The 20,393-nt window shown below is 73.0% G+C and carries 19 protein-coding genes and 1 pseudogene; 4 read left to right on the top strand and 16 right to left on the bottom strand.

Translation table 11 applies throughout. The features are described from left to right. Positions 1 to 47: 47 nt before the first annotated feature. Positions 48 to 905: an alpha/beta fold hydrolase gene (locus ACQP2P_RS19745; RefSeq protein WP_433618001.1), complete on the top strand. Its 858-nt coding sequence runs from the start codon at positions 48 to 50 to the stop codon at positions 903 to 905. Here the strand turns inward: ACQP2P_RS19745 and ACQP2P_RS19740 are convergent. The 10 genes from ACQP2P_RS19740 to glgX all read right to left on the bottom strand — a co-directional run bounded on the left by ACQP2P_RS19740 (position 859) and on the right by glgX (position 11,810). After that, positions 859 to 1,215: a hypothetical protein gene (locus ACQP2P_RS19740; protein WP_433618000.1), complete on the bottom strand. Its 357-nt coding sequence runs from the start codon at positions 1,213 to 1,215 to the stop codon at positions 859 to 861. The two genes, ACQP2P_RS19745 and ACQP2P_RS19740, sit on opposite strands and share 47 nt — an antisense overlap. 92 nt (positions 1,216 to 1,307) lie before the next feature. Continuing rightward, the gene (locus tag ACQP2P_RS19735; RefSeq protein WP_433617998.1) at positions 1,308 to 2,024 is read right to left on the bottom strand and encodes a hypothetical protein; all 717 of its coding nucleotides are present in this window, start codon (positions 2,022 to 2,024) and stop codon (positions 1,308 to 1,310) included. 403 nt (positions 2,025 to 2,427) lie between these two features. Further along, on the bottom strand, positions 2,428 to 4,185 hold the full coding sequence (locus ACQP2P_RS19730; protein ID WP_433617997.1) for an ankyrin repeat domain-containing protein: 1,758 nt from the start codon (positions 4,183 to 4,185) through the stop codon (positions 2,428 to 2,430). Continuing rightward, positions 4,172 to 5,020: a type 1 glutamine amidotransferase domain-containing protein gene (locus ACQP2P_RS19725; protein WP_433617995.1), complete on the bottom strand. Its 849-nt coding sequence runs from the start codon at positions 5,018 to 5,020 to the stop codon at positions 4,172 to 4,174. Before ACQP2P_RS19725 ends, ACQP2P_RS19730 begins: the two co-directional genes overlap by 14 nt. Next, positions 5,017 to 5,841 (bottom strand): MBL fold metallo-hydrolase, encoded by an 825-nt coding sequence (locus ACQP2P_RS19720; protein WP_433617994.1) that lies wholly within the window; start codon positions 5,839 to 5,841, stop codon positions 5,017 to 5,019. Before ACQP2P_RS19720 ends, ACQP2P_RS19725 begins: the two co-directional genes overlap by 4 nt. Beyond that, positions 5,834 to 6,607 (bottom strand): DJ-1/PfpI family protein, encoded by a 774-nt coding sequence (locus ACQP2P_RS19715; RefSeq protein ID WP_433617992.1) that lies wholly within the window; start codon positions 6,605 to 6,607, stop codon positions 5,834 to 5,836. The genes ACQP2P_RS19720 and ACQP2P_RS19715 overlap by 8 nt, the downstream gene beginning before the upstream one ends. Further along, positions 6,604 to 7,035, bottom strand: a complete 432-nt coding sequence (locus tag ACQP2P_RS19710) for an ester cyclase (RefSeq protein ID WP_433617990.1) — start codon at positions 7,033 to 7,035, stop codon at positions 6,604 to 6,606. Before ACQP2P_RS19710 ends, ACQP2P_RS19715 begins: the two co-directional genes overlap by 4 nt. A gap of 11 nt (positions 7,036 to 7,046) precedes the next feature. Further along, on the bottom strand, positions 7,047 to 7,631 hold the full coding sequence (locus ACQP2P_RS19705) for a DJ-1/PfpI family protein (RefSeq protein WP_433617988.1): 585 nt from the start codon (positions 7,629 to 7,631) through the stop codon (positions 7,047 to 7,049). Further along, positions 7,628 to 9,763 (bottom strand): AGE family epimerase/isomerase, encoded by a 2,136-nt coding sequence (locus tag ACQP2P_RS19700; protein WP_433617986.1) that lies wholly within the window; start codon positions 9,761 to 9,763, stop codon positions 7,628 to 7,630. Before ACQP2P_RS19700 ends, ACQP2P_RS19705 begins: the two co-directional genes overlap by 4 nt. A 13-nt stretch (positions 9,764 to 9,776) precedes the next feature. Then, on the bottom strand, positions 9,777 to 11,810 hold the full coding sequence (glgX, locus tag ACQP2P_RS19695; protein WP_433617984.1) for a glycogen debranching protein GlgX: 2,034 nt from the start codon (positions 11,808 to 11,810) through the stop codon (positions 9,777 to 9,779). Between the two features lie 89 nt (positions 11,811 to 11,899). Between glgX and ACQP2P_RS19690 the strand changes: the two genes are divergently transcribed. After that, positions 11,900 to 12,679, top strand: coding sequence for a hypothetical protein (locus ACQP2P_RS19690; RefSeq protein WP_433617982.1), 780 nt, complete (start codon positions 11,900 to 11,902; stop codon positions 12,677 to 12,679). On the opposite strand, the gene ACQP2P_RS19685 is transcribed toward ACQP2P_RS19690, so the two are convergent. From ACQP2P_RS19685 to ACQP2P_RS19670, 4 genes are all read right to left on the bottom strand, one after another. Beyond that, positions 12,649 to 13,572: a hypothetical protein gene (locus ACQP2P_RS19685; RefSeq protein WP_433617981.1), complete on the bottom strand. Its 924-nt coding sequence runs from the start codon at positions 13,570 to 13,572 to the stop codon at positions 12,649 to 12,651. The genes ACQP2P_RS19690 and ACQP2P_RS19685 overlap by 31 nt on opposite strands. Before the next feature lie 340 nt (positions 13,573 to 13,912). After that, entirely contained in the window at positions 13,913 to 14,746 is an 834-nt protein-coding gene (locus ACQP2P_RS19680; RefSeq protein WP_433617979.1) for a class I SAM-dependent methyltransferase, read from the bottom strand. A gap of 13 nt (positions 14,747 to 14,759) precedes the next feature. Continuing rightward, a complete protein-coding gene (locus ACQP2P_RS19675) occupies positions 14,760 to 15,800 on the bottom strand; it encodes a WD40/YVTN/BNR-like repeat-containing protein (protein WP_433617977.1) in 1,041 nt (346 codons plus the stop codon). 58 nt (positions 15,801 to 15,858) lie between these two features. Beyond that, positions 15,859 to 17,394: an alpha-L-arabinofuranosidase B gene (locus ACQP2P_RS19670; RefSeq protein WP_433617975.1), complete on the bottom strand. Its 1,536-nt coding sequence runs from the start codon at positions 17,392 to 17,394 to the stop codon at positions 15,859 to 15,861. Between the two features lie 161 nt (positions 17,395 to 17,555). On the opposite strand from ACQP2P_RS19670, the gene ACQP2P_RS19665 reads away from it, so the two are divergent. Both ACQP2P_RS19665 and ACQP2P_RS19660 read left to right on the top strand, forming a co-directional pair. Further along, positions 17,556 to 18,584, top strand: a complete 1,029-nt coding sequence (locus ACQP2P_RS19665) for an NAD(P)H-binding protein (RefSeq protein WP_433617973.1) — start codon at positions 17,556 to 17,558, stop codon at positions 18,582 to 18,584. Further along, positions 18,581 to 19,282: a lysostaphin resistance A-like protein gene (locus ACQP2P_RS19660; RefSeq protein ID WP_433617972.1), complete on the top strand. Its 702-nt coding sequence runs from the start codon at positions 18,581 to 18,583 to the stop codon at positions 19,280 to 19,282. The genes ACQP2P_RS19665 and ACQP2P_RS19660 overlap by 4 nt, the downstream gene beginning before the upstream one ends. Positions 19,283 to 19,326: 44 nt before the next feature. On the opposite strand, the gene ACQP2P_RS19655 is transcribed toward ACQP2P_RS19660, so the two are convergent. Further along, entirely contained in the window at positions 19,327 to 19,818 is a 492-nt protein-coding gene (locus ACQP2P_RS19655; RefSeq protein WP_433617970.1) for an SRPBCC family protein, read from the bottom strand. A gap of 1 nt (position 19,819) precedes the next feature. Continuing rightward, positions 19,820 to 20,155, bottom strand: a pseudogene (locus tag ACQP2P_RS19650) (ArsR/SmtB family transcription factor); the annotation flags it as partial. Positions 20,156 to 20,393: the final 238 nt, after the last annotated feature.

Raw genomic sequence — 20,393 nt, 5'->3', positions numbered from 1 at the left:
GGATAACTGCTAACATCGTTCGCAGTTATCCTACGGGAGGGGGAGGCATGCAACAGCGGATCGTCGCGCCCGACGGGGTGGACATCGTGGTGCACACTGTCGGCAGCGGGCCCGGCATCGTCGTGGTGCACGGCGGCGGGGTCACGATCGGCATCTACCAGCGGCTGGCGAACCGGCTCGCCGACCGGTTCACCGTGCACCGCTACAACCGGCGCGGGCGGGAGGACGCCGGCCCGCGCCGCGAGCCCTACACCTTCGAGCAGGACATCGACGACCTCGGGGCGGTGCTCGCGCACACGGGGGCGGGCAACGTCATCGGGCACAGCTCCGGCGGGTTCATCGCGCTCGAGGCCGCCCTCCGGCTGCCCATCCGGCGGCTCGCACTCTACGACGCCGCCGTCAGCATCGACGGGCTCTTCCCGGCCGCGTGGCTCGACGCGGCGATGGCCGCGGCCCGGGCCGGGGACACCCCGCTGGCCATGGCGCTCACCGGCGCCGGGCTCAACACGCACGCGGCGACGTCCCGGCTGCCCCTGGGGATGCGGATCGCGATCTCCCGGCTGTTCCTGCGCACGTCGATCGGGCGGATGATGGGCGGGCTGCTGGCCACGACGCTCGACGAGTCGAACCAGATCCGCCTCGCCGACGGCCCGGCCACGCGCTGGGCCGCGGTGCGGGCCGAGGTGCTGCTGGCCTACGGGGCCGCCGGGCCGCCGTACTACGCCCCGCTCAACGCCGCCCTCGCCGACGCCCTGCCGCACGCGCGCGTGCTGCCGGTCGCCCGCAGCGGGCACGACGGCATCAACCGGGCGCCGGCCTCGATCGTGGAGCCGCTCGCCGCGTTCTTCGCCGCGCCGGTCAGTGGATCCACGGAAGATCCGCGGGCATCTCGTACGTCACGCTGACGTCGAACCCCCCGTCCCCCTCGACCGTGAAGGTCAGGCCGAACCGGGACGGGCTGCCCCGGGCCACCATGGCGGCGCGCAGCGCGAGGAGCGTGTCGCTCAGCTCGTCGGTCCACGGGTCGGCGAACGCCACCCAGCCGCTGCTGTCCAGCGGCCCGCTCGCCGAGTGGAACTCCATGCGCGCGCCCGTGTAGTGATCGTCGACCTCGGCGAGCAGCACCGAACGCACGGCCTCGGGCGGGGTGACCTTGCGCACGATGGCGACGATCGCGTCCACACAGGAGATGCACGCGGCCGACACCTCAGACAAGGCTGACCCACATATCGACCATGGTCTCAGGATAGGGTGCGCCGGGACGCACTCGCGCGGCAGGGCACCGATACGGTCCGCGACCCCGGGGCTCAGTCGGCCAGGGCGGGGTTGGCCTCCAGCAGCGGGCGCCCGTCGGCCAGCACCGTGCGAGCGGCCAGGGCCCGCACGAGCGCCCGCCCGCCGCTCACCGCGCCGTCCTCGTCGTTGCCGACCGCGGCCGGCGGCACCCGCAGCGTGACGAGCCGCCCGCCGCCGACGTCGGTGGTGTCCACGTCGAGCCCGGCGGTGTCCACCCGCGCGGCCGTGTCCCGCAGCCAGGTCGCCACGGAGAACACGGGCAGCCCGCGGCGGTGGTGGTTCCAGTCCTGCCGCACGTGCGCGAGGTCGATCCAGGCGTAGTCGGCCGCCCAGATCCGCCCGGCCTCGGCGACGAGCGCGGCGATGGCGCTCAGCCGCTCCTCGAGGACCGGGTTCATCAGCGGCTTGGTCCCGATCCGCAGCTGCGCCCGCGCCCCGGGCCGCCCCGCATCGGGGTCGCGCCACGTGATCCAGAGCCGCCCGCGGCCGAGCCCGAGCGCCTCGACGCCGGTGTTGCCGCCCGCGGCGAGGGCTTCGCGCAGCAGCTCGGCGGTCGCGTCGTCCGCGACGGCCAGCTGGTCGCCACCGGGGGTCATCCGCACGGTGTCGGCCTCCCCCGGGAACGCGCCGGCCAGGGCGCGCATGGTCTCGAGCAGGCGGCCGGCCCCCTCGGCCGCCGTCGATAACCGCGACGGCCCGTCGGTCCAGATCTCCCAGCGGTACGACATGTGCCCTCCGAAGCCCTCGCGCTCCCGCGCCGACACGGAATCCCCGCACGGCTCGTGCCCCATACCCGGCGCGGCGCGCGGCACCCGTCCCGGATGAGCCCGGTTCGGGCCGCGCCGCACGCGGAGGGCATCGTTCGGTCCCGTACGACCCCCGTCAACCTATACGCAGCCCCGCGACGAGCCGCCGACCGGCTCGTGCTCGCACGCCACGCGGGCGGAATCGCAGGCGGAGCCGGGTGCGGGCGGAGGCCCGGGGCCTGTCCACTGCCCGGGCTCGGCGGCGGCGGCGAGACGGGCCGCCCTGATCAGGATGTGCCGGATCGATGGGTGATGCCATGCCGACCTCCCCGTGTCTCGGCACGCATCGATGCTAGCCGACCAGGACCGGGCCCCGCCGACCCGACTACCCGCAGTGAGCATCCCGGGACGGATCGGCGGGCGCGCCGAGGGCGGCGAGGACGGCGGCCGCGTGCGGCTTGAGCACCGGGTCGGCGAGCGCCGCCGTGGCCCGGCCGAGCGGGGTGACGCCGGTGTGGTCGGGGATGTCGGCGCGGGCGCCGTGCGCCACGGCCCAGCGGATCTGCTCGAGATGGCTGTCCACGGTGGACGGTGGGGCGGTGAGTGCGCGGTGCACGGTGTCGTCCAGGGCCGTCTGGCCGTTGATCGCCGGGCGCTCGTTGAGCGCGGCGGCGAAGGCGAGCGGCGGCATGTGCTCGGCGATCGCCCGCAGGCAGGCGAAGTGGTTGAGCACGGCGGCCCGGATGACGGCGTCGACGGCCATCGGGTGCCGCTCGGGCCGATCGGGGTCCGCGCCGCGGGCCAGCAGGTCGCGCACCACGCGCAGCCGGGCGGCGGCGGTCTCCGCGTCGGGGTCGGTGCCGGTGACCGCGGCGATGATCGGGGTCTGGCCGAGCGGGCCGCCCTGGCGGTTCAGGTCGAGGCCGGGCGCGTCGAGGCAGGCGGCGATGCGGGCCTCGTCGCGCGGGTCGGCGAGGGCGGCGACGAGCGCGTCGACGGGCGGGTCCGGCTCGCCGGCGATCGAGGCGAGGAGCCGGGCGCGGTAGGCGGCCTGCTCCCCGGCGAGCGGCAGGTCGGGCAGCAGCGCCAGGATGGGCTCGTTGTGCCACAGCTGGGCCATGGTGCGGGCCGTGTAGCCGCGGACGTTGCAGGCCACGAGCAGCGCCGCGGGGTCGTAGGTCTCGAGCAGCCAGGCGACGAGGTCGCGGTGCCGGGCGCTGCCGAAGAAGACCGCCTGCAGCAGCACGGTGTGGCCGTTGACCGAGCTGGTGGCGTGGGCGTGCTCGGGGTGGCGCTCCAGCAGCGCCCGCACGGTGGCGAGGTCGCCGTGCTGCGCGGCCCAGAAGACCGGCAGCGCGTCGGCGTCGGCGACCCGCAGGCCGGGATCGGCGCCCGCGTCCAGCAGCATCCGGACGGCCGCGGCCCGTCCCCGCACCGCCGCCGCGCACAGCAGCGTCCAGCCCCGCGGGTCGCGGAGGTCCGGGTCGCCGCCGCCGCGCAGGTAGCGGGCGAGGGCGTCGAGGTCGCCGGAGCGGGCCGCGGCGAAGACGGGCCCGGTCAGCCATTCGGCGATGCTGAGCCGCTGGTAGAGCTCGTCGGCCGGCATGGTGTCGGCGACGGGCACGGGCAACGGCATCGGGGTCATGCGCAGCAGGGACAGGGCGCGCATCGCGCAGTACCGCAGCCAGAGATCGCCGTCGAGCGACTCCAGCAGCAGCTTGCCCACGGTGGACGGGTCGCGCAGCGAGCACCCGATGCGCAGCAGGGCGCTCGCGGCGATGGCGTTGTCGAGCGGGTCGGGGCCGAAGGTGCCGTCCTCGCGCTGCATGGCCCGGAAGAACGCGATCGACCTGTCCACTGTGGATCTGTCCGGCCAGGAGCACTCGTCGGCGACCGCGATCGTCATGAAGTGCTCCTCGCGGGTCGCCGCCCGCGAGGCCATCGCCGTGAGGGTCGGGCCGAGCAGGTCCCCGGCCCCGCCGACCATGTTCAGCCGCAGCACCGCCCCGGCCAGGGCCAGCACCGGTCCCCCGGCCGGCCAGAGCGCGAGCACCTCGGCCCGCACGTCGTCCGGGTGCGGCGTGCGGGCGCCGAGCAGCTCCAGCGCCTTCAAAGCGCTGAGGGAGTGATCAGACGAGAGCATCGGCGAAGCCGTAGACCCGCAGGTCCTCCGTCAGCGCCCGCACCATCACGGAGCCGCACAGGTCGCTCTCGCCCACCGAGCGACTGGTCAGGAACGGGTGGTCGAGGATCACGGAGCAGCGGTGCCCCACGTTGCCGTGGAAGCGCCCGTGCGGCCCGACCGCGTCGCGCAGGATGTACTCCAGCGAGAACGGCGGCGCCCCGAACACCAGCGGCGCCCCGTTGGCGGTCACGGCCCAGCCCGCGGTGTAGTCGTACTCCATGGTGTGCCCGGTGACGTGCCGCCCCTCGATGATCGGGCGCCGGTCGTCGAGCTCACGGGCCATGGCCAGGCAGGTCACCGCGTAGCACTCGGCGGCGATGAGCTTGCCGGCCGCGTGGAACCCGAGCACGAGGTCGTGCACGCGCGGGTTGTTCACCATGTCGACGATGGGGCCGCTGCCGCCGACGAGGAGCAGGGCGTCGTAGCGCGGCACGATCGCGTCCCAGGCCGCCTGCCGCCGGTCGTAGTACTCCTCCATCGCCGCGATGTAGCTGCCCGAGCTCAGGTACGGCCGGACCGGCAGCATCGCGGCGAGGTTCTGGCGGTCCTTGAAGTACGTCTCCCAGTCCGTGGTCCGGGCCCGCTCCCCCATCTCGGGCGAGGTGACCGGCCGGCCGAGCGGCGGGTCCACATAGGAGCTGTCGAGGCTCCCGCCGTCCGGCAGCGGCTGCGCGCCGGTCGGGGTGGCGAAGTGCACGCTGATCCCGGCCGCCTCGAGCCGGTCGACGGGCAGCAGCAGCTCCTGCGCCCAGAACCCGTGCTCCGACACGACGCACAACACGTTCTTGCTCACGGGTTGACCTCCACGGTGGACGACTCGAACAGGCGCGGGATGAAGATGTCCAGCAGCTGCGGGCAGCGCCGCTGCGGGTAGGCGGCCAGCAGCGCCTCGCGGAACGCGGCCGGGTCGTCGTGGGCCAGGCGCTGCTCGGCGAAGGTGAGGTAGTCGGCGTTGTGCAGCACCTCGGCGGCGTCGGCGACGGGGCCGTGCCCGGCGAGGAACACGTCGGAGCCGGACGTGGCCATGACCCGCAGCAGCGCGACGGTGTTGGCGGCGTCGCGGGTGACGTACACGTGCGTGCCGCTGTAGACGAGGTCCTGCGCGATCGTGACGCCGTGCCCGGGCAGGGTCAGCACCAGCTGGGCCGGGCACTCGGCGTCGCGCACGACGTCGAGCCGGTAGTCGACCCCGTCGACGGTGTCGAAGCCGGGCTCGGCCACGTGCTGCGGCATCACGACCGCGTCGGGGACGAACGGGCCGTACTGCGCCTGCCGCTCGGCCCGCTGCGCCTCCCCGGTGCGGCGCAGCTCCTCGATCGTCGCCTCGGCGGCCCAGACGGGCACGTCGGGGAAGGCGGTGCTGAGGCCGAACCAGTGGTCGACGTGGGCGTGACTGAGGTACAGCTTGCGGATCGGCTTGTTCAGCGCGTCCACGAAGCGCCGGAAGGCGATCGCGTAGGGCGCGACGAACTGCCCGTCGATGACCACCAGGGCGTCGGCGGTCTCCAGCACATGGGTCGAGTCGGCGAGGAACTCGTCGGGCGCCGTGAACGTGTGGACCGTGAGGTCGCCGCGCGTGAAGGAGCTGGTGTGCGGAGCGGGGAGATCAGGCATGAGCGCTCACCGGATCTCTGGACAGGACCTCGACGAGCTTGGCGCCGAACGCCTGCGCCGACTCGACCGAGAGCCCGGTGACGAAGGGGTGGTCGTGCACGACGCTGGGGTGCTCGCGGGAGGTCCTCGGGTCCGAGGCGACCGTCCCGTCCGGGCCGACCGCGTCCTGCACCATGTACTGCAGCGGGAACACGAACCCGCTCGTCCTCAGCTGCAGCCGCGGGTTGTCCGGGGTGGCGCGGACCACGTCGTACTCCAGGTCCTCGACGAAGTCCCAGGCGTGCGGGTGCGCGGTGACGTGCCGGCCGTGGATCACGGAGCGCATGCCGTCGTCCGGGTCCCGGGTGAAGGCGAGCGCGGCGACGGCGTAGCAGAGCGCGCCGATCGTCTTGCCGGACTTGTAGGCGTCGAGCACGAGCCGGTGCACGAGCCCGCTGCCGGCGACGTCCAGCGCGGACCCGGCCCCGCCGACGATGACGAGCGCGTCGTAGTCGCCCATGTCGGCGTCGCGGGTGCGGATCGGGTCCGCCCACTCGCCGGTGTCGAGGATCTGGTTGACCCGCGCCAGCAGCTCCGGCGGGTTCATCTTCACCTTCTGCATCGGGTCGACGAACTGCGGGTCCATGCTGATGACGCCGGGCAGCGGGGTCTTGCCGAGGTAGGTCGCCAGCGTGAGGTCGTGGCCGGCCTCCTTGAGCGCGTCCCACGGCCCCTGCAGCTCCTCGGCCCACACCCCGTAGTTCGAGGCGATGACGAGAATTCTCACTGTTCCTCCTGCGACGAGTCCGAACCCTGCAACTGGCGGATCGCGGTGCCCCAGTCCTCGAGGTGGTGCAGGACCGACAGCCGCCCGTCGCCGCCGATCTCGTGCACGTCGATGGTCATGATGCTGAACGAGCGCCCGGTGTGCGGGACCATGAAGTCGCCGGCCGGGGTACCCGACAGCTCGCTGCGCACGGCGACGTGGACGCCGTCGACGCTGAGGTGGAGGATCTCCACGTTGATGTCGGGCACCAGGTCGAAGAGGCCCTCGATGTACGGCCGCGTCTCGGCCTTGGTGCGGTAGCGCCCGTTGGTGTAGTACGAGCGCCAGTCGTCGGCCAGGACGGCGAACCCGGCGTCCCAGTCCCGCCGCTTGCTGCGGAACAGGTCGTAGAACGGTTCGATGAGCCGCTGCGCCGCTTGCTTGGTCATGATCCTCCCCCTCACACCGGCGCCGGGACCGCGGCCGCGACCCGGTCGATGACGGCCCGGGCGAAGAGGCCGGCCTGTGCGCCGGTGCGCCCGGTGACGAGGTCGCCGTCGACGACGACGTCCCGGTCGACGTAGCGCGCGCCCATGTTGAGCACGTCGCCGTACAGGTTGGGATGGCACGTCACCTCGCGGCCGCGGACGAGCTCCGGGGTCCGTGAGAGCAGCCACAGGCCGTGGCAGATGACGCCCTTGACGATCGTGGGCTCGGCGAAGGCCCGCTGCAGCAGCCGTGTCGCCGGTGGCAGGTCGTGCAGGTCCTCGCTGTAGCGCAGCCGGTCGGAGACGAACGCGCTGGGCACGATGATCGCCGAGTAGCCGCGCAGCGCCGCGTCGTCGAGCTCCTCGAAGGATCGTTCGCACACGAACGGCGCCTTGTACTCGTGCCCGGTGAACGTGAGCCGCGGCTGGCCCCACAGCCGGCTGAGGAAGTGCACCTCGGCGCCCTCCTCCGGGAAGCGGTAGGAGTAGTACCAGATCTCGTGCTCGTAGAAGTCGCTCTCGATGAGCACCGCGATGCGGTGGCCGGCGAGCCTCACCGGACGAGCTCCTGGTCGAGCCGGCTGTCGCGCAGCTCCTGCTCGACCTGCCCGGCCGCGCCGGCGACGTGCAGCTCGACCTCGCGCTGCTGCTTGAGCATCGCCAGGTAGCGGGTCGCCTCCGGGTCGAGGTACACCAGCTCGGCCGCGTCGAGCTCGAGCCGCCGGCAGCCGTGCTCGAGCGCGCCCTCCAGGGCCGAGCGCAGCACCGCCATCCGCGGCGGGGTGAGGGACCCGGCGAGGCTGATCTTCGCGGTACCGTCGCCGATGCGCAGCGTGTCGGCGCTGAACGCGACCGTCCGGCCGGTCAGGCGCACGCGCACCGACTGCGGCTCGGTGCTGTGCGGCAGGTTCACCGTCATCGCGTCGGCGTCGAAGTCGGCGTGCTCGTGGCCGTCGACCCACACCTGCGCGATGCGCACCGTCCTGGGCGGCAGCAGGTCGGGCGCGACGCGCAGGGTCCCGCCGAACGCGCCCGGCCGTGGCGCGAAGTACAGCTCCAGCGGCTGGCCCTCGGTCTCCAGGTTCTGGTAGACGGCGGAGAGGTAGCACAGCTCGGCGCTGTGGTACATCGCCATCGAGTGCGAGCCCTTGCTGCGCTCCCCGCCGAGCATGAACGGGTTGCCGTTGGCGAGCACGTTGAAGTACACGCCGCCGGCCGTGGTGTCGAGCATCCAGCCGTTGTAGAAGGCGGAGCTCTCCCGGGCGTACTTGTTGTAGAACGGGTGCGCGAAGACCGCGTCGAGGATCTGGTAGGCGAGGATCCCCTGCTCCTGCTGCCACCAGGCCTTGCGGTCGTGCCAGACGAGCCGGTGCACGCTCTCGCCGGGCGCGGTGTGCCGCTCGACCATGTCGTACCAGCCGCCGCGCTGGCGGTCCATGCCGACGGCGGGCATGACGTCGGCGATGCGCCGGGCGAAGGCGACCCAGCCGGCGTTCGGGCGCAGGTTGTTGACCCGGGTCAGGTTCCACGCGATCTTCAGGTTGTGCCCGACGATGGCCCGGTCGAGCTGCTGGCCGTAGTCGCGGTCGTGGCTCCAGTCGCCGTGGAACTTCTCCTGCACGAACGGGCTGCTGTCGTAGTCCGGGAAGTGCTCGGTGATGATGTCGCACAGCTGGGCGAGCTCGTCGGCGTAGCGCCGCTCCCCCGTGGCCAGGTAGAGGTTGATGAGGTACGCCGGGATGTGGTCGCCGATCGAGTTCCAGTTCTTGCGGCCGGCGTTGGTGCGGGTGCCGTCGTCGAGCGACGGGCTGTGCGGGTCGAACGTGACCGGGTCGATGTGGGAGTAGTACCCGCCCCGCTCGGGGTCCTTGAAGTAGTGCTGGAACAGGTTCACGGTCAGGTCGATGATCTCGCGCAGGCGCGGGTCGCCGGTGATGCGGTACACCTGCGTGATCCCGGCGAGGGCGTAGATCTGCTCGTAGCACGGGATCGCGTCGTAGTCGTCGCCGGACTCGGAGGCGAAGATCTTGCGCTCGGTGCCGTCGGGGTTGATGACCAGCGCGTGGTACCAGTACGCGATCTGCTGGCCCCGGTCGATGCTGCACAGGTTGTCGATCATGTAGTTGGCGCCCGCGACGGCCGCCCGCAGGTACCGCTCCCGCCCGGTCATGAGGTGCGCGGTGGCCAGCCCGTAGACGAGCCGGGAGACGGTGTCGGTCTCCTGGCGCGCCAGGCCGGTCTTCGCGCCCTCCATCGACAGGTCGGTGCGGTAGGCGCGGTAGTCGAACGCGGTCGCGCCCGGGCCGAACTCCTCGTCGAGGTAGAAGTCGGCGATCCGCGCGATCTGGTCGACCCACCAGCCGGGCGCCTCGAACCGGAACTCGTCGGGCTCCTTGCCGAACATGAGCACGTGCTTGGCCTCGAACGCCGTGTGCTCCGGCTGGGGGTAGAAGATGCCGTAGACGTGCACCAGGCGCCCGTGCTGCAGCATCTTGCCGAGCTGGGCCGTCGCGTCGAGGTAGCCGTCACCGAGGTTGCGCACCATCTCGGCCGTCGTGGTGGCGGTGAGCGTGATCCGGTAGGGGCGCCCGTCGGAGGTGTTGAGCTCGATGGTGCGGCTGTGCTCGTCGTAGCTGATGACGTAGCCCGCGATGAGATCGGAGAACGTGAAGTCGATGGCGTTGGGCACGGGGTGGCTCCTCTTACGCGTGGGAAAGCAGAACGGCGATGCTGCGGCCGCGCAGGGTGTAGTGCGGACCGGCGACGGCCGGCTCGGCGCCCTCGTCGCGCAGGTCGTCACCCGCGGGCAGGGCGGTGTCGATCGCGCGCGCCCAGCGGCGGCCGTCGACGGGGATCTGGAAGTCCAGCGGCTCCCAGTACATGTTCATCATGACGTGCAGGTCGGGCCCGCCCGCGCGGCCGCGCACGGTGCACGCCAGCGCCCGGGCCTGCGGGTCGGACCAGTTCGGGGTGCCGAGGTCGGTGCCGTGCCAGGCCGCCTCGTCCGGCGTGTAGAACTCGGCGGCGCGCAGGGCCGCGTGACGGTCGCGGAAGGCGATGAGGCCGCGCCAGAAGCGCAGCAGTCCGGCGTTGCCGCCGGCCAGGTGCCAGTTGACCCAGCCGATCGGGTTGTCCTGGCAGTACGCGTTGTTGTTGCCCTGCTGGGTGCGGGCGAACTCGTCGCCCGCGAGCATCATCGGCACCCCGCGGGACAGCATGAGCAGGGTCGCCAGGTTCTTCATCTGCTGTTCACGCAGCGCGAGCACGGCGGGGTCGCCGGTCGGGCCCTCCGCGCCGCAGTTCCAGCTCATGTTGTCGTCGTTGCCGTCGCGGTTGCCCTCGCCGTTGGCCTCGTTGTGCTTGTGGTCGTAGGAGACCAGGTCCGCGAGGGTGTAGCCGTCGTGGCAGGTGACGAAGTTGACGGAGTTGGACGGGGTGTGCCCGCGGGCCTGGTAGAGCGACGCGCTGCCCCCGAGCCGGTCGGCGACCTCGCCCACGAGCCCGGCGTCGCCGCGCACGAACCGGCGCATGGTGTCGCGGAAGCGGCCGTTCCACTCCGCCCAGCGGTAGCCCGGGTAGCGCCCGACCTCGTAGGCGCCGGCCGCGTCCCACGCCTCCGCGATGATCTTCGTGTCGGCGAGGATCTCGGACAGCTCGATCTGCCAGACCACCGGCGGCTCGTCGAGCACGGCGCCGCCGGCCCCGCGGGTGAGCACCGCGGCCTCGTCGAAGCGGAACCCGTCCACGTGCATGTCGCGCACCCAGAACTCGAGGCAGTCCTGGATGAGCTTGGTGACGATGGGGTGGTTGGCCATGAGGGTGTTGCCGCAGCCGGAGTAGTCGGCGTAGTACCGCGGGTCGGCCGGGTCGAGGTGGTAGTAGTTCGCGTTGTCCAGGCCGGCGAAGGCGAACAGCGGGCCGAGGTGGTTGCCCTCGTCGGTGTGGTTGAACACCACGTCGAGGATCACCTCGATGCCGGCCGCGTGCAGGGCCCGCACCATGTCCCGGAACTCGTCCAGGTGCCCCGCGCTCTGAGGGTTGCAGGTGTACCGCGCGTGAGGGGCGAAGAACGCCGCGGTGCTGTACCCCCAGAAGTTGCCGACGGTGTCGTCGAAGTCCGCGACCGGCATCAGCTCGACCGCGGTGACCCCGAGCCGGCGCAGGTGCGGGATCTTCTCCACCACGCCGGCGAACGTGCCCGGGTGCGCCACCGCGGCGCTCGGCGAGCGCGTGAAGCCCCCGACGTGCAGCTCGTAGATCACCTGGTCGGCGAGCGGGCGGTTCAGGGGGCGGTCGCCGCGCCAGTCGTACGCGTCCACGTCGATGACCACGCCGCGCAGCGAGCTCGCGGTGTTGTCGCCCGGGCGGCAGGCCGCGTCGCGGTCCCAGCGGGCGCGGGAGACGCCCTTGGCGTAGGGATCGATGAGCGCCTTCTGCGGGTCGAAGCGGTGGCCGCCGCCCCCGGGGCCGCTCACGCGGAAGGCGTAGAAGGCCGGCGCCCGCAGCCCGCGCACGTAGCCGTGCCAGGTCGCGAAGCTCCGGTTGGTCAGCGGGTCGAGCCGGAGCGTCTGCGCGGGCCGCTCGGCGTCGTACGAGTCGAACAGCAGCAGTTCGACTCCGGTGGCGTGCTCCGAGAAGAGCGCGAAGTTCACGCCCTCGGCGTCGCATCGGGCCCCGAACGGATGCGCTCGTCCGGGTTCGAGGGTCAGGGCGGTGTCCAGCGCCTGCGAGCTCATGGCGCCGACCGTAGCAAGATGATCACCATGGGTGACCGGATCGCGTGTTCTGGGCCGGCCGCACCCGGGGCCCGTTACCGTGTGATCGCGTGGAATTGTGGCTCGTGCGGGACGTCCCGGCATGGCTCGTCGGGGTCCTGCTCATCGCCGGGCTGCCCGGCCTCACGCTCGCCTTCGACACCCTCGTGCACCGGCGCCTGGCGCACCGCCGGCTCAAGCGCCACAACGAGGTCACCGGCGTCATCGTCGCCACCGTCGGCGTCGCCTACGCGATCGTCATCGGGCTGTGCGTGGTGTCGCTGTGGGAGGGCTACAAGGACGCGCAGGACACGGCCCGCGAGGAGGCCGTCGCGCTGACCCCGCTCGTGCCGGGCAGTGCGGTCTTCGGCGCCGACGTGCAGCGCTCGATCCGGGCGGAGATCGTGCGCTACGAGGGCGACATCATCGCCGGCTGGCCCGCGCACCTCAACGCCGACCCGGACCCGCGCCGCATCGCCGACCTCGACCACCTGACCGGCGTCATCGCCGCGCTGCAGCCGGCGACGGAGGCGCAGAAGGCGTTCGTCACCGACGCCCTGAGCACGATCGGCCACGCCGAGGCCATGCGTCAGGCGGCGAAGTCCGAGGCCGACGACCGCCAGATGTCCCCGGTCATGTGGATCGGCGTGCTCATCGCGACGCTGGCGATCCTGGCGCTGTGCCCGCTGTTCGGCCTCGACGACACCGCGGTGCGCCGAACCCTGCTCGTGCTGGCCTCGGCGGTCATCGCCACCAACCTCTACCTGGTGGTGGAGATGAACTTCCCGTACTACGGCGCGTTCAGCGTCGGCACCGACGCCTACCGGGACGTGGTCGCCGCGCTGTCCTGAGCGTGCCGCCGCAGGTTGCTCATGGCCAGGATGGACGAGCGCACCTCCTGCAGCAGCTCGGTGGTGCTCAGCGGCCGCCCCCACTCGGTCATCGCGGCATCGTCGAAGCCGACGGTCTCGATGCCGCAGCCGTACCGCGTGCCGAGCAGCCGGATCGCATCACAGTGCTGGTGGCGCACGTAGGGCGCGTTCGTGACGAGCAGAACCCGGTCGCCGGGGCGCGGCCGCTCGACGATCTCCGCCCACCCGGTGAGCGTGTCGGCCGTGTTGGCCCGCAGCCCCGGCCGCGTCGAGGGCGCCGCGAGCACGTGGATGCCGCCGGCCCACGACCGGTGATGCTCGTGCACCGCCGCGGGCTCGCCGATGCCGAGGAACCGCTTGAACGCCTCGGCCATCATGTCGGCCTCGGTGTCGACGGGCCCCAGCCCGAGCCGCGCCCCCTCGCGGAACTCGCGGTCGTCGCGCCACCGCAGGCTGGCGAGCCCGGTGAGCGTTCGCGTCGTGAGCCCGGCGGCGAGCAGGCGGGCCGTGTAGTCGGTCCGCCCGAGGGTCACCCGGATTCCGCCCCCGAGGACGAGCACGTGATCGTACGCCCGGTGCGCGGGGGCGGGCCGCCCGCCCATCCCGAGCGCGTGCAGCAGGTCACGGACGCGCCGGTCCCGCTCCGGCTCGAAGTCGATCCGCTCGGTGTCGAAGCGCTCCTTCACGCCGCCGCGGTAGTCCCACACCGCGCAGAACCCGGCCAGCTCCGCGAGCGACTGCCCGGCCGCGCCGCCGAACTCACCCACCAGCTCCCCCATCGCGGGCGACGCCGCCCACGCGTCGACGGCCGCGGCCACCTCGCGCAGATCCTGGCCGCCGGGTTCGCAGGGCGGGAGCGGAAACGGTTCCATGGTCCCGGAAGCGTACACACGGCGAAGGTGAGCGGACCCAGGCAGACGCGTCTTCCCGACGGCCGGCGGCTGAGCTGGACCGAGCACGGCGACCGGAGCCGCGCGGCGCCCGCCCCGGCCGCGCGCACCGCCGGCAGCCACGGGCTCGGATCGCCGAGGTCCGCGACCAGGGGCAGCTCCCGTGCGAGCCACTCGGGGTCGCCGCCCCCGGCGCCGAGCAGCCCGAGGCCGCCGCCCCGGGTCACGGCCGCCGCGAGCGCCCCGCCGGCCGACCCGCCCATCGGGGCGGGCGCGATCGGATGCCGCACGCCGAGCAGGCTCGTGAACGCCGTGACCAGGCTCATGGGGCGAGGCCGGTCGCGAGCAGGTGGCCGCTCGCGGCGACCAGGGACGGCTCGGTGCTGTAGAGGCGGGCCAGCTCCAGCGCCGCCGCGTAGACCGCGTCCGCGGCCGGGCCGCCCGCGGCGGCCTCGGCCGCCGTCCACAGTGGACCTTCCAGGCCGTGCAGCGCGATCCCGGTCAGGCCCGCGTCCGCGCACTCGCCGAGGATCTCCTCGGGGCGGTGGAAGTACGCGTGCGTGAAGCCGGACGCGGGGTCGTTGCGCCCGTCGGTCAGCAGGGTGCGGGCCTCGGCGAGCACGCGCGCGTCGAAGCGGTCCGTGGCCGCCAGGTCCAGCGGGCCGGCGAACCGCGAGATCACGGCCGCGGCCACCCGCCCGCCGGGCCGGGTCACGCGCACCGCCTCGCGCAGGGCCGCGACCCGGTCGGCGCGCTCGCCGAGGTGGTACAGCGGCCCGAGCAGCAGCGCCGCGTCGTACTCCCCGTCGCCGAAGCGCAGCGCCCGCGCGTCGCCGACCTCGGCCTCGATCGGCGGGTCGCCGCCGCGCACCTGCTCCACGTGGGCCGGCACCAGGTCGACGACCCGCACGCGGTAACCGGCCGCGACCAGCTCGCGCGCGTAGGCGCCGGTGCCGCCGCCGACGTCGAGGACGCTCGCGCCCGGCGGCGGGAGCAGCTCGCCCAGCAGCTGCAGGGTCCGAGCGCGCTCGAGCCGGGCCTGGGGGCGGCGGTCGAGGCGGAGGTCCTCGCGGTAGCGCTCGGTGTAGTAGGCGACGATCTCGTCCCGCTCCCGGCCGGCGTCGGGGGCGGTGCGAGGCTGCGACGGTGGTGTCATGCGCGGCGCCCGGTCAGCGCAGGCGGGCGATGCGGCCGAGTGCACCCGACGCCCAGCAGGCGCCGTCCGCGCAGGCCACGGCGTCGAAGCTGCCGGTGTCGAAGCGGGTCCAGGTGCGGCCGCCGTCGCGGGTCCAGTCGCTGCCGGTCGGGCCGACCGCGTAGGCGGTGTCGTCGCGGGGCGAGCGCCAGGCCACGCCGGAGCGGTACTCGCCGGGGACCGTGCGCGCGACCGTCCAGGTGCGCCCGCCGTCGCGGCTGCTGGCGGCGGCGTCCGGGGCCGCGGCCGGCGCGGCGAAGTCGCCGCCGACCGCGAGGCCGTGCGCCCGGTCGCGGAAGGCGAGGGAGTAGATGCCGGCCGAGGCGCCCGACGGGATCGGGGTGGTCGCGACGGTCCAGTGGCGGCCGAGGTCGGCGGTGTGCAGGACGCGGGACGCGGAGCCGCCGCCGGTGGCGAACCAGGCGTCCGGGCCGGGGCGGGCGGCGGTCACGAGGCAGGTGCCGCTGGCGGCGAAGGCGAACTCGCCGTCGAGGGCCGCGGGCATGTCGGCGCGCCGCGGCGCCCAGTGCCGGCCGCCGTCCTCGGTGGCCAGGAGCTGGAAACGGCCGTCGACCGGGTCGCCGAGGGCGAGGCCGTGGCGGCGGTCGAAGAACGCGAAGCAGTCGTAGAACGCCGCCTCGTCGGTGTTGCGGAAGGTCTCGGTCCAGGTGCGGCCGCCGTTGTCGGTGAGGTAGACCCGGGAGTCCTCGCCATTGCCGATCGACAGGACGACGGCGTGCTCGGCGTCGAAGGCCTCGATGTCGCGAAACTGCAGGCCGGCGGTGTCCGGCGGCCCGAAGGAGCGCCAGCTGCGCCCGCCGTCGACGGTGCGCAGGACGGTGCCCTCGGTGCCGGAGGCCCAGGCCACCCGGTCACTCACGGCGGCGAGGCCGCGCAGGCGCGCGGTGGAGCCGGTGTCGAGCAGCCGCCACGACGGTGCCGGCGGCCATCCGAAGCCGCCGGCACCGAGGACGACGGCAAGTCCGAGCGTGATCACGACGATGCGAGACCTCATATCGCCAGAACTTACCGACTTCGATGGATCCTGCAAAGATGGATGCCGGAAAAGGGGCTCAGGGGGTCCAGGGGGCGGTGACGACCCAGCTCACGTCGTCGGACCACAGCGCCGTGGCGTCCCACGCGTTCGAGCCGCCGTTGCTGGCGATGTAGAGCAGGTTGTTGTAGTGGCGGATGTAGCGGTCGGCGAAGTTGAGCGACCGCAACGCGTTGCCCTGGCCGTTCTTGCCGGCCTCGGAGCAGAACGTCGCGTCCTGGGCGAACAGGGCGCTGCCGTCGTTGGCCTGCAGCGAGATCTGGTAGTTCTGGTGCCGCAGGTACTGCCCGGCGGTGTTCCTGGACTCGAACGAGTAGCAGGAGCCGTTGGCGAGCCCGGCGCGCACGATCCAGGACGCGTTGGCCTTGTCCGTGGCCGCGCTCGACGCGCTCACCACCGCGGTGTTCACGGCGCTGCCGGAGTGGCTGATGTACCGCGTCGTGCAGCACGCCGTCGTCGCCCGCAGCGAGATCGACTGGCCCGGCGTGAGCGTGGTGCCGCTGCCCTGCCCGGAGGTGTTGTAGTTGGCGGCGACGATGTTGGCCTGGACCGAGTTCTCGGTGGCGTCGCTCGGGTAGCCCGAGGTCATGACGCCCTCGTAGAAGGTGCCGGCCGAGCCGTTGCTGTTGTCGCCGCCGATGCCCAGGATGATCGCGCCCTCCTTCTTCATCGGGTTGTAGCCGGACGCGTTGGGCCGGGCCCCGTTGTAGAAGGTCGACAGGCCGCCGGACTGCGCGTTGGCGCCGCGGATCGACCAGTGGTTCGGCTCGCCCTTGACGATCGCGGTCACGAACCGGTTGGCGATGCTCGGGTCGTTGCTGTTGTACCCGGGGTTCGCGCCCGAGAACAGCCCGTTCTCGAGATCGGCCATGATCCACGGGCCGTTGCCGGTGCCGTAGCCCCAGACCTTGATGTTGCCGAAGTAGATGGCCTCCATGGTGCCGTTGCCGTTGTCCCGGCTGTTGCGCTCGGCGTTGCCGTAGTCGAAGCAGCAGCCGCCGTTGTAGTGCGTGCCGTCGAAGATCGCGTACATGCCCTCGGGCTGGTCGCCGGTCGCGATGCCGTTGGTGTTGTTGTTGCGGTAGCCGGTGCCCGGGGCGACGAACACGCCGTACACCTTGTGCCCCCCGATCGTCACGGGCGCCGCGGTGGCGTTGGCGAGGTTGTCGTAGCCCCCGGCCGCCGGGCCGTTGAACCCGCCGGGCGGGGCCTGGGTGAGCCGGTTGTTGCGGCCGGACTGGTCGTAGATGATCGTGATCACGCAGGACGTGTTCGCGCAGAAGCTGTCCTGGGCGGCCGCGTTGGCGTAGCTGCCCGCGGAGACCGGCGCGATGTCCTGGGTGGCGTTGTCCGACGCCCGCCGGACCTGGTAGAGCGGGCCGCCGTACGTGCCGTAGAGCGCCCGGGTGGTGCTGTGCGCGGCGACGCAGGGCGTGCCGCCGGCGGCGTAGATGTCGCAGGGCTGCGACGTCGCCGCCTGCGAGGTGCCGACCCCGACGAGAGCGCTCACAACGAGCGCCCCGGCGAAGACGGCCCCGAGGAGGGCCTTGCGCATGGTTTCTCGACCTCATTCCGTGTGGCGGTACGGATGGAACGTCGTGAATGTGAGCGCTAACATATCCGAGTCGCCGCCGATACGCAACGCCCGGGACGACCGCCGGTGCGCCCGGGCGCCGCGGGGCATGAACGTTCCGTCGCCGTGGTATCAGAGAAGACATGACCTTGACCGTCCTGGTGACCGGCGCCTCCGGGTTCGTCGGGTCGCGACTCGTCCCGCGGCTGCTCGCCGAGGGGCACCGGGTGCGCGCGATGACGCGCCGGCCCGGGCAGTACACCGGCGAGGGCGAGCCCGTCGCCGGCGACGTCACGGACCCGGCGAGCCTGCGCGGCGCGCTCGAGGGCGTGGACGTCGCCTACTACCTGGTGCACTCCCTGGGCCTCGACGACTTCGTCGAGCGCGACGCCGCCGCCGCGCGCCACTTCGCCGCCGCGGCCGCCGAGGCGGGCCTGGAGCGGATCGTGTACCTCGGCGGCCTCGGCGCCGACGGCGACGCGCTCTCCGAGCACCTGCGCTCGCGGCGCGAGGTCGAGCAGATCCTGGCCGCCGGTCCGGTGCCGGTGACGACGCTGCGGGCGGCGGTGATCGTCGGGCACGGCGGCATCTCGTGGGAGATCACGCGCCAGCTCGTCGACCACCTGCCGGCGCTGATCACGCCGCAGTGGGTCACCACCCGCACCCAGCCCGTCGCGCTGCCGGACATGCTGCGCTACCTCGCCGGCGTCGCGGACAGCGCGGCGGCGCGCGGCCGCGTCTTCGAGGTGGGCGGCCCGGACGTGCTCAGCTTCGCCGACATGCTGCAGCGGGTGGCGGCGGTGCGCGGCAAGCACCTGCCCAACGTCACCGTCCCGCTGCTCACCCCGCGACTGTCGTCGATGTGGCTCTCGCTCGTCACCGACGTGGACATCCCGACCGCGCGCACCCTCGTGGACTCCCTCAGCGCCGAGACGGTGGTGCGCGAGCACCCGATCGCCGAGCTGTTCCCGGGCCCGGCGCTGGGCTACGACGACGCGGTGCGGCTGGCCCTGGCCGAGCGCGAGGCGGAGCTCGCCGACCGGGAGGCGCGGCGGAGCGCGGACGCGGCGACCGAGGCCGCCGCGACCGCGCGCACGGCCGCCGACGCCGCCGACGCCGCCCGCGAGCGGGTCCGGGCGGTCCGCGCGGAGCTGGGCGTGAGCGGCTCGTGAGGGCCCTGCGGGCGCTGGCCCGGGCCGCGTTCGTCGACCCCGTGCCGCGCACCCACGACGAGCCGGACGCGGCCTTCCGCCGCCGCCGGATCGTGGTCGCGGTGACCCTCGTCGTGGGCGCGGCACTGCTCGGCTGGTCGCTGACGATCCGCCCCGGCGACCCGCTCTTCTACGCCACGACGCTCGCGGTCGCCGCGACCTGGGTGGCGGGCAGCCTGCTGTCGGGCCGGCTGCACCTGGGCCGCATCCTCTACCGCGACCGGCTGCACCGCCCCGTGCTGACCCCGATCGCGACGGGCCTGCTCGTCGGGGGCGTGTTCGTGGCCGGCGCGCTGGTCGTGGCGCACATCCCGCCGCTGCGCGACTTCACCGGCGAGGTGCTCGACCACGCCCGCTACGGCGCGATCGTCCCCATCACCGTGGTCACCCTGCTCAACGGCCTGGCCGAGGAGGTCTTCTTCCGCGGCGCCCTGTTCGCCGCGATCGGCCGCCGCCACCCGGTGCTGATCTCGACCGTCGTCTACGCCCTCGCCACGATCGCGACGGCCAACCCGATGCTGGTCTTCGCCGCCGCGGTGCTCGGCACCGTGCTGGGCCTGCAGCGCCGCGCGTCCGGCGGGATCCTGGCCCCGATCCTCACCCACGTGACGTGGTCGATGGTCATGCTGTTCGCCCTGCCGCCGCTGCTGAGGACCTAGAGCGACGCCTGCTCTGAGGCCTGGAGCGACGCCCGCCCGGGGGCCTAGAGCGACACCGTGACCGACTCCAGGGCATCGAGGGAGCGCTGCAGCCCCGCCTCCATGCCCGAGGCGACGATCGCGTCGCGGGTCTCCTGGTCGCCGTATTCGCAGCGCATCTCCATCAGCGTCCGCCCGCCGGTCTCGGTGAGCGTGACCGTGACGAGCCCGGTGTGCGCGTCGGGGTCGGGCAGGCCCTCGAAGACCTCGGTGTTCACCAGCCGGTCCGGGGCCTCGACCTCGCGGTAGACCCCGCGGAACGCCACCTCGTGGCCCTCGGGGGTGAGCTGCACGAACCGCCACGCGCCACCGACGCGCAGGTCGATCTCGGCCGAGTGCATCTCGCCCATCCCCGCGCCCCACCAGCGCTTCACGAGCTCGGGCTCGGTGTAGGCCCGCCACACGAGCGCCTTGGGCGCGTTGAACTCACGGGTGATGAGGATCTGCCGGTCGGTCGGGAGCGTGACCTTCGCCGTGCCCCTGGTGGTCGTCGCCATTGTCGGTCTCCTTCGCCTTGAGGTCGTCCAGGACGTCGTCCATGCGGTCGAATCGTTCGTTCCAGCGCCGCTCGTAGGTGGCGAGCCACTCGTAGAGCGGCTTGAGCGGCCCGGGGTTGAGCCGGTAGACGCGCTGCCGGCCCACCTCGCGCACCCGCACCAGATCGACCTCGCGCAGCACGCGCAGGTGCTTGGACACCTGGGGCTGCGTGAGGCCGAGCACGTCCACGAAGTCGCCGACCGGCCGCTCGCCCTGGGCGAGCAGGTCGAGGATCTGCCGCCGCCGAAGCTCCGCGACGGCGTTGAAGGCGTCCGTGGTGGTAGCCGCTCGTGCCATGCGCCAATCATATGCCGATAAGGGAATGCGTCAAGGGGCAAATGGCGGAAATGCTTCCCGGCTCGGGCCGCGTCACCTGCGGACCGTCGCTCATCGGCGGAACCGGTATTGCCGGCTCGTGGCGCTGGGTGGCGTCTGGTCCGCCGGTTCACTCCCGCCAGGGCGCCCGGCCTGGGCCGGTTTCCGCGAAGCCACACCGAGCCGGACCGGGCGCACCGGCCTTCGCGGTGGCCGGAGT

Origin of the sequence: Dactylosporangium sp. CA-139114, from assembly GCF_050955725.1 — a bacterium.
Lineage (GTDB): Bacteria > Actinomycetota > Actinomycetes > Mycobacteriales > Micromonosporaceae > Dactylosporangium.
The sequence above is the reverse complement of the archived record's forward strand: the minus strand, read 5'-3'. Positions and strand labels throughout refer to the sequence as shown.